A 12,981-nucleotide genomic window follows, 5' to 3' on the forward strand; every position below is an offset into this window, starting at 1 on the left:
GCATCTTTAATGACCCGTGTTAAGATTTCCGTCTATATATTTTTTGACGAAATCATTTCGGTAAATTTCGCCAAGCGGGATTTCCGTTTCTCCGATATATACAGCATGGCTATCAAATGAAGTAACCCGTTCCATATTTACCAAAAACGACTTGCTAACTCTAAAAAATAAACTTTGCGGTATTTTTTGATGGATGGTTCTAAGATTCATAGCAGTAATCAATTTTTGATTTTGCGTGTAGATGACCACATAATCTTTCAGTCCTTCAATGTAAAGGATATCCGTAAAATTAAGCTTGTAGGTCTTGCGTTCCGATTTAATAAAGAAGTATTCGTTCGTGTTATTCTCTACTATATCTTTTGAGGTATCATCAGCCAACATCTTACAGTACAATTCCGCTTTACGGATCGCTTTCTCCAGGCGAGCCTTATCAATGGGTTTCAATAAATAGTCGATCGCTTCAAGTTCGTAACTTCTCAGCGCATACTGGGGAAAGGCCGTTGTAAAAATGGTGAGGGATTTTCCGGGAAGGCTGGCTGCGAAATCAACACCGCTAAGTCCCGGCATCTCAATATCCAGAAAAAGGAGGTCGACTTTGTTTGCATGCACGTATTCCATCGCTGCAAATGCATTGGAAAATTTCTTTAACACCTCAACTGATGAAACCTCTTTGATCAGGGTTTCCATTTCGTTCCTGGCCAACGGTTCGTCATCTATAATGATACAGTTCATAAGGGTATCGTTAAATCTACAAAATATGCTTCATTCGTTGAAGAGGTCTTCAGCCTAAAATTTTCCTGATATAAAAGCTCCAGCCGTCTTTTAATGTTGGGCAATCCAAGCCCGCTATTTTGACGATCGCCCTTCCAAATATCCGCCGCCCTGGAATTGACACACCTGAAATTAAGATTTTCCGCGCTAACCGAGATATCTAAACGAATATATTCCGGCTTTTCTGCTATATCCACACTGTATTTAATGGCATTTTCCAGGAATGTCGTAAATAGGTTGGGCGGCAGAAAAATTGTTTTCAGGCGCTCCGGGTGGATGGCAACTTCAATAGTAATAGTCAACTTATCCCGTCGGATATTTTCCAATTCTGCCAGATTAGAAAGAAAGTCAAGTTCTGATTTCAGCGATGTTTTTTGGTCTCCGTTTTCATAAAGCTGGTATCGCAGGAATTCGGATAGTTTCATAATGACCATAGTGGCTTTTTCCGGATCAATACGGATCAGGGCCTTGACGTTATTCAACATGTTAAACAAGAAATGCGGATTGATTTGGTTTTTCAGTTCATTAAGCTCCATGCTCAAAGTCAGGTTCTTCAATTCTGTCATCCGCTTATGATCTTTAATCCATCTGACAAAAAGTTTCATACTGGTCGTCACTAAAATAATGGCCGCAGATACAAGTGTACCGGAATAAAATCCCATATCATCTTTGTTATTAGCTGCTACTACAGGATCACCAAAGAATTTATTCATCACCAAGGAAATAAAGCCCAGTCCGGTAATCACCATGACGATCAGTAATAACAAATACAGCACGTACTTAGCCTTAAAAAAGAATTTGGGAATAAGCACATACATATTGATGTAAAACATGGCCAGAAAACCCAGGTAAACAGACATCATCCTGCCGTACCTGGCCAGTCCACTATAATCATTCAATCTTTTTGAACCCAATACAAAAAGCAAAAGCCCGATGATAAATACGGTATGCCTGACAAGGCGATAGCGCTTATCGATCAGCAGATAAATGACCTGCTCATTATTTGATGTTTCAGCGTATTCCTTCATGTATAATATTATTTGAATTCAAAATTAGGCTATTGCAGTTTATGTATCTCCGGAATTTATACCAATGGGCTCCTTTTTTATACCAAAATTTCTGAAATACTGGCGTCTTGTATAAAAAACAGGGGGTTTAGTATAAAAACCAAATTCTGCGTGGCTAATGTGCTTTTCTTTGGGCTAAACGGATATGAAATGAATCGGGAAATAGTTCAAATATTAACAGAAAAACTGTCATCCTTACCGGGCCTGGACGCAGAACAATCTTGCGGTCAATTTACGGAATTGGCCTATTTGTGCCACTTCACGCAATGTTATCGTCCGGCTATGCGTATCGCTGACTGGCACCGTCACCCCATTTATATTATGGAAGATGCGGGTGTTAAAACGGGGATTGCCTTTTGTGATCTGCAGTTGCCATCGCGTTTCAGCACCTGCCCGGCAACTAAGGACCAGAACTTCCCTGTTATGGCTGAAGGTACCAATATCTCTGAACTTTGGCTGGTATTTGTCGCGAATGGCTTGACGAGCCGTTCCCCTTTCTTCAAGGAACTCATCGACAGCTATGATCTGTCCGCCCTATTTGACAAAATATTCCTCTTCGACTTTTTTCAATCAGCAATCCATATTATCAAATCACATGAAAATCAAGATTAATTTTACGCTTGCATTTGCAGCATTATTGGTGGCGAATGCCAGTTTAGCCCAGACCAGGGACAGCCTGGCCAGGCAAGATAGTCTAACACAACGGCTTATCGCCATAGCTGCCAATAAATTTCCGTCAACGAGAACTTTCAACTTCGAGTTTTCCGGATCCGGAGCTACTAATTTCACCTCTACGCTTAGGGGAGAAGCTTTGCCTGCTGGAAGGATAACCAAGTTTATGCAAGCCAGGGCCAGCGCGAATATCAATTTCATACAAACCAGAAGCTGGATCGTAGGCGCGTCTTTTAGCTATCGCTTAACATCGCTTACTGCGGCTTTGGATGAGCCGGTATCAGGCTTAAACAGTGCGTTTGACGGTAATTTTCAGTACCATGCTTCGTCCCTGAACGTAACCAAGATATCGAGATTGTTTAATAAAACGACCGTCTTTACCGGAACTTTTACCATTGACGGTAGCGAAAAACAATTCGAGCGTAAGCGTGGGTTGGTGACAGCCAGCATGGTCTTGAAATCGAATGCAAAAACACGTTTGACCGTAGGCTTGCTTGGCAATTTTGATCCAAGCACACAAACACCTATCCTGCCAATTATAGCCTACGAACATCGTTTTGACAACGGGCTGATAGTTGATATTACCCTGCCCCGTAATATTTTCATCCGTAAACACGTGTTCCGGAATGGCAGGATAACCCTTGGAACTGAACTTGACCGTACAAGCTTTTACTTATATAATCTGGATAACACGGGAAAAACGTATGAATTCCGCCAAGTGGATATTAATAACGGTTTAATCTACGAACACCTGCTCTTCAATTACTTTATCCTGACCGCGAAAGGTGGATTGAAGTTGAACCCTTCAGCAAGGATATTTGACCGGCAGCAATCTTTTAATGATCAAATATTCGAGGCCAAACCAGCTGCTTCCCCCTATTTCAATATTGGCCTATCGTTCAACCCTTTTGCCAGAAAAAGACGGTAGGCATTAATCAAAACACCAGCGGCAGGATTAACCCGTTGTACCATGAACAAAAATATCATATTTCTATTACTCGCATTTCTACCTTGCCGGTTAGCCGCCCAGTCCTCCTGGTCGCTTAAAACCTGCATTGACTATGGGTTAAAGAATAACCGGAGTAACGCCATATACGCCAATGAAAAGAAAATGGCTGATGCCAAAGCCAAAGAGGCATTAGCCGCTTATCTGCCCAGCATCGGCGTGAACAGTACGCTGGACGATAACTTAAAGGTTCAGGTATCGGTCATCCCTGCCGGGATCTTCGGTCCAAACGACCTGCGTGTTGCTTTTACCAAGAAGTTTAACACCAACCATGTGGCACGCGTTGATCAAACCATTTATGATCAGTCATTGCTTACCGGTTTAAAAGCGAACAAATACAATGTTCAGCAAGCAGATCTGAACCAACGCCAGAACGACGAAACCATTATTTATAATATCAGTACGGCTTATTCGCAGATATTCGTTTACCGGGAGCAACTCAACCTGTTAAAAGCCAACCAGGAAACCTACAAGGGTCAAATGGAAATTATCTCCTTTCAGGTAAAAAAGGGTACGGCTCTGCAAAAGGATGCGGATAAAGTGACTGTTGACTATAATAACGCCCAATCACAGATTCAGGTGGCCGAGAGCAACCTTACCCTTGCCGAAAATCAGCTCAAGTATGAGATGGGTTACCCTATCAACGATACACTGACCATTGACAGTACAACTTCCGGCGATGTGTTTATGCCTGTTACCTCGACGTTTGCCATTAACAGTCCATTTACGGCAGATAACCGTACCGACTACCGCATTTCGCAGGTAAATGCCAAACTGCTGGAGATTGACGAAAGCCGGATCAAGGCGGGTGCTCTCCCTAAACTGACCGCTTATGCACAATATGGTTTCATCGGTTTCGGCGATCGGCTTGGGCCAGCCTTTTCCGGTATGTCACCCTATTCGGCGATCGGCCTTAAACTGAACATCCCGCTATTTGATTTCTTTAAGCGTAATGCCCAATATAGCCAGGCTAAATATAAACGCCTGAACGCGCAGGAGAACTTGAAGCTGGATGATGACAAATACCAGCTGGATTACGAGAACGCGCGAACCAAAGTACTTAAAGAACAAAGCAATGTAGAAAACAACCGCCGTAATATAGCGCTGGCCCAATCGGTACTCAGTACCACCGACCTGCAATTACAGAAAGGGATCACCAACCTTACCGATTGGCTGAACGCGCAAAACTCATTAAAAGAAGCACAAAATAATTACCTCAACTCGCTGTACGCCTTCTTCCAGGCCCGTATCGACCTTGAAAAAGCTGGCGGCACCTTAAAAACCTTTTACAGCGGCTTATCATCAGCACATGAAAACTAAATATATTGTACTTATAGCCCTTTTAGCGATAGTAGCGCTGATTGTATTCCGGCTTACATCCAACAAGCAGAAACTGGATGAAAAGAACAAGCCGGTGCCGGTCAGCGCGGTCCGCATTCCGGTTAAGGCAGCTCCCGCCAAAGAACAGTTGCTGGAGATCAGTATCGTAAAAACGGGAAACCTGGCGCCTTTTAAAGAAGCCAAAGCCCTTGCCAAAACCGGCGGCACCTTATTGCGGGTACGATTTAAACTGGGCGACCAGGTTAACGAAGGACAGGTTCTGGCCATGACCGATACCCGGAGCCAGCAGCTGGAGTTACAAAAAGCGGAAACCAGTGTAGCCAAACTGCGTAACGACCTGAACACTTATACCGAGCTGCTACAGGGGAAGGCCGCGACACAGGAACAGGTAAACAATATCCGTCAGGATTATTCAAATGCCGTGAACCAGGCCAGCCAGGCGCGCAAGAATCTGGCTGACGCTGCTATCCGGGCACCCACCAGCGGTATTATAGCTGCCAGGCCGGTTGAGGAAGGCGTTTTTGTAAACGCAGGTGCGGAGATAGCCACCATCGTCAACCTGTCCAAAGCCAAGGTGCAGGTTAACCTAACGGAGACTGAAGTTTATCAGATCGTACAGGGGCAGAAAGTTAAAATAACCACCGACGTTTACCCGGGGAAGGTGTTCACCGGCACGGTAACTTTTATCAGTCCGCAGGCGGATCAGACCCATAATTACCTGGTAGAAATACAGATCGATAACACACAAAAAGCCATACTGCGTTCCGGAACTTTTGTTTATGCCGATTTCTCTGAAAAGACATCCAAACGGGTGCTGGTCATCCCGCGTGAGGCACTGACGGAAAGTATTAAGAATGCCTCGGTTTATGTAGTTGAAAATGGCATTGCCAGGCAGAAAAGCATTCAAACGGGAGCCGAAATGGAGGGTATGATCACGGTGACCGGCGGCCTGAAAGCCGGTGATCAGGTAGTAACATCTGGCCAGATCAATTTGAAAGATGGCACGCCAGTGAATATTTCCAAATAATTACTGGTATGACGGGAAATGATCAACAAGGCAGGCCATCCCGGTCGACTATTATTGTTGGCATCATTATGCTGCTGCTGATCGTTTTACAAACCTATTTAAAAATAAAGATCCTACGATCGATTTTACAAACTAAAACACCGGTACATGTCAATAGCAGAGATTGCCGTTAAACGGCCCTTATTTATCATCGTTATCTTTACCGTACTCTTCCTGTTCGGCGCGCTGAGCTATTCCAAACTCAACTATAAACTCCTGCCCAATATCGAGTTAGCCACCGTCTCTGTAAGTACCGTGTACCCGGGTGCCTCGGCAGCCGAGGTCGAAACTTCCGTAACCAAAAAACTGGAAGATGCTTTCGCCTCAGTAGAAGGCCTGGATAAGATCAGTTCAACCTCGCAGGAAGGCGTGTCGCAGATTTCCGTTCAGCTAAAAAGCGGAACAGATGTGGACCAGGCCGAGCGAGACATTCAGCGGAAGGCCGATCAGGCTCAAAATGACCTGCCGGATGATATTGACCGCCCAATAGTCAATAAGATCAACCTCGAGGAAACCCCCGTTATTCGTACAGGTGTCACTTCAACGCTTGCGCCCAAAGCATTATATGACCTGGTAGATCATGACTTTCGCCCCATGCTTCAGAATGTGAGCGGTGTAGGACAAATCAACATTATTGGCGGCGACGAGCGGGAGATACAGGTGAATATTGATCAGGGAAAATTAAGGGCTTACGGGTTGGGCATCACCCAGGTAAGTGATGCGATCAATAACGCGAATAAATCCTTCCCTGCGGGCAGGATTGAAACCCAGAGTCAGCAGGTATCTATTCAGTTTGATGCCAATGTAGCCTCCGTCAGCCAGATCCGTGACCTCATTGTGAAACAACAACCGGGTGGTGGCAGTATCTATCTGAAGGATATTGCCGAGGTGGTTGACGCGACGGCAAAAGTAACGGCCATTAATCACATCAACGGTTTACCATCCGTTGGTATACAGGTGATCAAACAGACAGATGCCAATGCGGTGAATGTCAGTAAAGGTGTAAAAGCGATGTTCAGCCGGTTGGAAAGCCAGTATAAGGCCCAAGGTATTCGCTTTACGGTATCGAGCGATCAGTCCACCTATACGCTTCGCTCGGCCAACGCGGTACTGGAAGACCTTGGCCTGGCCGTTGTGATTGTGGGGGTGGTGATGTTAGCCTTTCTGCACAGCTTCCGCAGTTCCATGTTTGTGATGATAGCGCTGCCTTCCTCCATCATTCCAACCTTTATCGCGATGTATTTCCTGGGTTTCTCCCTCAACCTGATGACGTTGATGGCCATGTCGCTGGTAGTCGGTATCCTGGTCGATGACTCCATTGTCGTGCTGGAGAATATTTACCGGCACCTGGAGATGGGATCTGAACGCCGGAAGGCCGCGCTGGATGGTCGCAACGAGATCGGTTTTACAGCGATGGCAATCACGCTGGTGGACGTTGTGGTGTTCCTGCCGCTGGCATTGTCGGGCGGTATGATCGGTTCTATACTGCGGGAGTTCTCCCTGGTGGTGGTAATTTCCACGCTCATGAGCCTGTTTGTGTCATTCACAGTAACGCCATTGCTGGCCAGCCGCTTCGGCAGGCTGGAGCACCTGACGAAAATCACCCTATGGGGCCGTATAAACCTGGGCTTCGAGCATGTGATTGACATCGTGAAACAAAGCTATGGTAAGATGCTGGAGGTGATGCTGCACAAAAAACGCTGGTTGCTGTCGGGGGTAATTGTACTCATCATCGGCTCGCTTATGCTGGTCGGCAAAGGCTTTATCGGCGCGTCATTTATTCCGTCGAGTGACCAGGGCGAATTACTGATCAATCTTGAACTCGAACCGGCAGCGTCCATCTATCAGACCAACATGGTAACACAACGGGTAGAAAAAATGATCATGGCACAGCCTGAGGTTGAAAAGGTTTTTTCCAGTATCGGGTTTGTGAGCGGCGGTGTAGTAGGTACCGGTAATAACGCGAACAGGGCTGAGCTCACAGTGAGCCTGAAAGACCGCAAAGAGCGCAGTATGACTGCCGATGAGTTCGGTATCATCATGCAGCAAAAACTGAGCGCTGCAATTGCCGGTGTTAAAGTGACCGCATCATCAACCTCCATCACCGGTAACGCCAGTTCCGCGCCTATACAGATCGCTATCAAAGGAGTAGACCGGGAAGCCGTGCGAAGTGTGGCCGAGCAGTACCGGAACATGGTGGCAACCATACCCGGAACCAAGTTCGTACAGCTTTCGGTCAAAGACAGAAAGCCGCAGGTGGAGGTGAAGTTGAACCGTGATAAAATGACCTTGCTTGGCATCAACGCCAGCCAGGTTGGTGGCGCTTTACAGAATGCCTTCAGTGGCAACAGTAAGAGCAAGTTCAAACAATCTGGCAATGAGTATGACATTCTGATCAGCCTGGATCGTTTTGACCGGTCTAATATTAACGATCTGAGAAATCTTTCTTTCATCAATAATGACGGCCAGGCTTTTGTGCTGAGCCAGTTTGCTGAAGTCAGGGACGGCTTGGGTGAAAGTGTTTTACAGCGAAGCGACCGGATGGGTTCCATTACGGTCAACGCCAATGTTGCCGGCCGGCCAACCGGCACGGTCGCCAGTGAGATCAAAATAAAAGCGGCAAAAATCAAGCTTCCCGAAGGGATCGCCGTGGAGTATCTTGGTGATGTAAAGAACCAGGCAGATGCCTTTGGCAGCCTGGGGCTCGCGCTCATTATTGCTATTGTCCTGGTTTACCTCATTATGGTTGCGCTCTATGAAAGTGTGATCTATCCCTTTGTGGTATTATTCTCTATACCGGTGGCCTTGATCGGCGCTTTGCTGGCCCTGGCGCTTGCCATGGAAACGCTGAACATTTTTTCGATCATCGGGGTGATCATGCTATTGGGCCTGGTGTCTAAAAATGCTATCCTGATCGTTGATTTTACCAACCAGCTTAAAGCGGAAGGACGGAGTGTTAAAGAGGCATTGATCGAAGCGGGTAAAGAGCGTTTACGGCCGATCCTGATGACCACGCTGGCCATGATCTTTGGTATGCTCCCTATTGCTATTGCCAGTGGTGCGGGTTCTGAGATCAAGAACGGTATGGCCTGGGTGATCGTCGGCGGATTGACCAGTTCTATGATCCTGACGCTGTTTGTTGTTCCGGTGATGTACCTGATCATTGATAAACTGGCTATAAAATTTCGGAAAAAACAAACGATATAATTTTGGCCGGTCAGTTGAGTCTACAATGGTCGATTGAAAGCTAATAAGCGCTCCTGAAGGTGACTGTTTTCCATCAGCACCTGTAAATTCGTTTGAATCTGAGCGATGCTTGGTAAAGAGAATCTGGTTGTTGCGTCTGAACTGAAAAACGACCGCATCATTAGCGCATTCTCCCCCACTAATCCTTTACAGATGATAGCTGTAGAGGTTCGCCACCGGATGATTTCGGGGAGAACTGCAAGCGTGAATATTGCCCTTTCCTACTACTTTGTCGATTCTCGGATACCCTTCAATAGAAAGTTGAATTTCATTTAATCTCGGATTTCGATAATATATACTCCGTTTGTGATAGCGCTTGCGCGGGAATAATGTGTTCATAATCAGAGAATCTAAAAGTAACCAGCTGGTAAACCAAACTGTTACAACAGTTTTCCTTCAATCTCTGCCATCGGCAGATTCTCTGGATAGGCTGCTCTATCTTAACATAGCTCAAGCGTATTTCTTACCATAGATCAAATAGAAGCTGCGCGATTAGCCCCAACTTTGTCATGTTAATTAAAGAACAAAGTAAAAATAAAAAACATGAAAACGTTATCAAAGGCTACAGTGATACTATTATTAATAGTGAGCACAATGGGTTTAGGTGTAAAAGCACAATCTAAACAGGAAATCGCAAAGATGCAGCAACAGTTAAAACAACTGACAGCAGCAGACAAATTAGTTCAACAACATTTAAAAACATTTGACACGTTAGATTATACCGTATTCAGCGGCCAGCAATGGGCCCGCTTTCACGAAAGCCATGGTAAGGATATTAAAGTATTCTGGCCGGATGGTCACATCACAACTGGTTTGACTAAACATGTTGACGATATGAAAGCATTATTTGTTTATGCGCCTGATACTCGCATCAAACAGCACCCTATTCGCTTCGGCTCTGGAAATTTTACGGCTGTTACCGGTGTTTTCGAAGGTACTTTTACTAAACCTATGCCTATAGGCAATGGAAAATTCATCCAGCCGACCGGCAAAAAATTCAATATACCAATGGCAACCATCGGCATCTGGAAAGATGGTGTAATGACTGAAGAACATTTATTCTGGGATAACAAGGCTTACCTTGACCAAATTGGTTTAGGCAAGTAATCAAATATAATATTGCAGGCATACTTTGAAAGTATGCCTGCTTAAAGGATAAAAAAAATGAAACTGCAGGAACTGGCCAATATCGCCGGAAATTTCCCGGTTAGGGAAAAAACGATGCCAATGTTGTTTATCGGGCACGGCCATCCCATGAATGCTTTGTGGGATAATGATTTTACGCAAACGCTTACGAAACTTGGTAAAAATATGGATAAACCCAGTGCGGTATTGGTTATATCAGCGCATTGGGAAACTATTGGGACGTATGTCAGCGTCAACCCCAAACCACGCACGATCCATGACTTTGGCGGTTTCTCAAAGGAGTTATTTGATGTGAGATACGAACCAAAGGGCCATCCCGAACTGGCCCGTGAATTAAAGTCAATGGTTTCGATTACTGATGTAATCGAAGATCACGATATGGGCCTTGACCACGGCGCATGGACAGTTTTAAAATTTATCTGGCCCGATGCCGATGTGCCGGTATTTGAAATGAGCATGGATTATTCGAAGCCAGCGGCATTCCATTATCAATTGGGCGAACAGTTGAAGGAATTGCGCCGCAAGGGTGTACTCATTCTTTGCAGCGGCAACATCGTGCATAACCTTAGAATGATCGACTGGCGGGATATTGATGCCAAACCTTATGATTGGAATCTGGAATTTGACCAATTTGTAAAGAATCAGTTAGAAAACCGGAATTTCGAGGCATTAATCAATTATGAAAAAGCAGGAGCAGCTGCGCGTTTGTCTATCCCAACTAATGACCACTACCTGCCGCTGATGTATGCGCTGGGATTGATCGAAAAAAACGAGGCTATCAAACACATTTATGAAGGCTATCAGTTTGGCAGTTTAAGCATGCGCTGTTTTCAGGCCGGGTAATTATTATTAAGAAAATATTTAAATGGAAAATAAAACGAACGCCTTGAAGGGGGAAGAGCTGATGCTCGTATATAAAGTACATCAACCAGTAAGGTCACAAAAAAAACCGGGTTTGATCCTGCTATTGCATGGCATCGGTAGTAATGAAGAAGACCTTTTCAGGTTAGCTAATAGATTCCCACCTGATTTTGTTATCGTTTCGGCCAGAGCGCCATATACGATCTCGAACGGTAAATACACTTGGTTTGAATTAGGCTTCAACAATGGAGAGCGGGTAATCAACGCAGAACAAGCTGAAAAGAGCCGCCTGGTGATCAATACATTTATCAGCCAATTGATCGACAAATATGATCTTGATTCAAAAAAGGTCTTTTTAGGTGGTTTCAGCCAGGGCGGGATCATGTCTTATAGTGTCGGACTCACTTTCCCTAAAAAATTAGCAGGTATATTTATTTTGAGCAGCAGATTGCTGCCAGAGGTCAAGCCTTTGATCAGATCAAAAGAGGAGCTCCAAAGTTTGCCCATTTTTATCGCACATGGCAAAAATGATCCTGTTTTGCCTTTGGCTTACGCGCATGACGCCCTTGCCTACTTAAAACCGATGACCAATAATATCACCTACAACGAGTACGATATGGTGCATACCCTGGGTGACAAAGAACTTGGAGACCTGGTTGATTGGATATTATTAAAAAGTCTTTAAATTGCGATGTAATTTATCCGCATGGTTTCTACGCTCCTTTTCAACAATTTTAATAAATATGCCCGTATTACTGGAAGTGATTTTGAACAGATCGAAAAGGTAATTGTTAAAAGGTTCGTTAAAAAAAGAAGAGCCTTACTCACGGAGGGTGAAATCAGCCGATACATCTATTTTATTGAAAAAGGTGCACTTCGATCATACACTACAGATAAAGACGGTGTAGAACATGTTATCCAATTGGCGGTTGAAGATCATTGGATTGCAGATCTGCTCAGCTTTATAACGCAGGCACCTGGAAATGTCAGCATAGAGGCCATCGAAGATAGTGAAGTTTGGTTGTTACCACATCACGAACTCGATCTGCTCTATGACCAAGTACCTGCGCTGGAAAGATATTTCCGGCAGTTATTTCAGCGGGCTTATGTCAGCCTTCAGCAACGCCTCAGTTCGACGGTAAGTCAGAATGCAGAAGAGCGCTATAGACTTATCATTAGTGATTTCCCACAAATTGCTGCGCGTATACCGTTAATATACATTGCTTCTTATTTGGGGATTACGCCCGAAAGTTTAAGCAGGGTAAGAAAACAGCTTTAACGCTAAATTATCCAAATTTGCGTTATTTATCAAAGTCAATCATTGTTGCGTTAAATTCCGGATTCAATTTCTTATGTAAGGCTGTCGGTTCAACCGTTACAATGAGCTCTACGGTGGGTCCGACATACATTGCTAATAAATGACCGCCTTTTACCAAACCGCCCTTTTCTGAAGCATTGGAATGTGCATGAACTACAGGTTTATCTTCATACCAGGTTATATTTCCGTCAATAGAGGTTACTTCAGCAATGCCTACATGGATTACTTCATACTCCAGGCGATCAAAGTCGAACCAACCCAGCTCCACGCTGAACGCACTTCCTATGCCTTGAAAATGAGCACTTTTCACATCGTATTCCAAAGCAAATCCTGTCAAACCAGATACCACTTCATCGCCCTTAAAAAAACTGACCATATAGGTTCTGACATTTTCAACAGTACTTAACAATTTTACTTTCATGGCGGGAGCTTTTCCCGCCTCGGCATGCGTAGCTGCCGATCTGTATTCTACTTTTTCCATAATATT

Annotated in this window: 13 protein-coding genes; 10 read left to right on the top strand and 3 right to left on the bottom strand. The window is 44.7% G+C overall.

Going from position 1 to position 12,981, the window contains the following annotated elements:
• Window positions 1–6 precede the first annotated feature (6 nt).
• Both IDJ77_RS02085 and IDJ77_RS02090 read right to left on the bottom strand, forming a co-directional pair.
• Window positions 7–732, bottom strand: a complete 726-nt coding sequence (locus IDJ77_RS02085; protein ID WP_191187260.1) for a LytR/AlgR family response regulator transcription factor — start codon at window positions 730–732, stop codon at window positions 7–9.
• Window positions 729–1,799, bottom strand: coding sequence for a sensor histidine kinase (locus IDJ77_RS02090; RefSeq protein WP_191187261.1), 1,071 nt, complete (start codon window positions 1,797–1,799; stop codon window positions 729–731). Before IDJ77_RS02090 ends, IDJ77_RS02085 begins: the two co-directional genes overlap by 4 nt.
• Before the next feature lie 189 nt (window positions 1,800–1,988).
• On the opposite strand from IDJ77_RS02090, the gene IDJ77_RS02095 reads away from it, so the two are divergent.
• The 10 genes from IDJ77_RS02095 (at window position 1,989) to IDJ77_RS02140 (ending at window position 12,455) form a co-directional block, all read left to right on the top strand.
• Window positions 1,989–2,450 carry a hypothetical protein gene (locus IDJ77_RS02095; protein WP_191187262.1) on the top strand — a complete coding sequence of 154 codons (462 nt, stop codon included), beginning with the start codon at window positions 1,989–1,991 and terminating at the stop codon, window positions 2,448–2,450.
• A complete protein-coding gene (locus tag IDJ77_RS02100) occupies window positions 2,434–3,438 on the top strand; it encodes a DUF6268 family outer membrane beta-barrel protein (RefSeq protein ID WP_191187263.1) in 1,005 nt (334 codons plus the stop codon). The genes IDJ77_RS02095 and IDJ77_RS02100 overlap by 17 nt, the downstream gene beginning before the upstream one ends.
• A gap of 42 nt (window positions 3,439–3,480) precedes the next feature.
• A complete protein-coding gene (locus IDJ77_RS02105; protein ID WP_191187264.1) occupies window positions 3,481–4,836 on the top strand; it encodes a TolC family protein in 1,356 nt (451 codons plus the stop codon).
• The gene (locus IDJ77_RS02110; protein WP_191187265.1) at window positions 4,826–5,884 is read left to right on the top strand and encodes an efflux RND transporter periplasmic adaptor subunit; all 1,059 of its coding nucleotides are present in this window, start codon (window positions 4,826–4,828) and stop codon (window positions 5,882–5,884) included. Before IDJ77_RS02105 ends, IDJ77_RS02110 begins: the two co-directional genes overlap by 11 nt.
• Before the next feature lie 8 nt (window positions 5,885–5,892).
• Window positions 5,893–6,057 (top strand): hypothetical protein, encoded by a 165-nt coding sequence (locus tag IDJ77_RS02115; RefSeq protein ID WP_191187266.1) that lies wholly within the window; start codon window positions 5,893–5,895, stop codon window positions 6,055–6,057.
• A complete protein-coding gene (locus tag IDJ77_RS02120) occupies window positions 6,032–9,130 on the top strand; it encodes an efflux RND transporter permease subunit (RefSeq protein WP_191187267.1) in 3,099 nt (1,032 codons plus the stop codon). Before IDJ77_RS02115 ends, IDJ77_RS02120 begins: the two co-directional genes overlap by 26 nt.
• Window positions 9,131–9,712: 582 nt before the next feature.
• Window positions 9,713–10,276, top strand: a complete 564-nt coding sequence (locus IDJ77_RS02125) for an ester cyclase (protein ID WP_191187268.1) — start codon at window positions 9,713–9,715, stop codon at window positions 10,274–10,276.
• Between the two features lie 57 nt (window positions 10,277–10,333).
• Window positions 10,334–11,158: a 4,5-DOPA-extradiol-dioxygenase gene (gene ygiD / locus IDJ77_RS02130; protein WP_191187269.1), complete on the top strand. Its 825-nt coding sequence runs from the start codon at window positions 10,334–10,336 to the stop codon at window positions 11,156–11,158.
• Window positions 11,159–11,180: 22 nt separating this feature from the next.
• A complete protein-coding gene (locus tag IDJ77_RS02135; RefSeq protein ID WP_191187270.1) occupies window positions 11,181–11,861 on the top strand; it encodes an alpha/beta hydrolase in 681 nt (226 codons plus the stop codon).
• Between the two features lie 21 nt (window positions 11,862–11,882).
• A complete protein-coding gene (locus IDJ77_RS02140; RefSeq protein WP_191187271.1) occupies window positions 11,883–12,455 on the top strand; it encodes a Crp/Fnr family transcriptional regulator in 573 nt (190 codons plus the stop codon).
• Window positions 12,456–12,477: 22 nt separating this feature from the next.
• Here IDJ77_RS02140 and IDJ77_RS02145 read toward each other — a convergent pair whose 3' ends face one another.
• On the bottom strand, window positions 12,478–12,975 hold the full coding sequence (locus tag IDJ77_RS02145; protein WP_191187272.1) for a PPC domain-containing DNA-binding protein: 498 nt from the start codon (window positions 12,973–12,975) through the stop codon (window positions 12,478–12,480).
• Window positions 12,976–12,981 lie beyond the last annotated feature (6 nt).

It is taken from the genome of Mucilaginibacter pankratovii, from assembly GCF_014773265.1.
Lineage (GTDB): Bacteria > Bacteroidota > Bacteroidia > Sphingobacteriales > Sphingobacteriaceae > Mucilaginibacter > Mucilaginibacter pankratovii.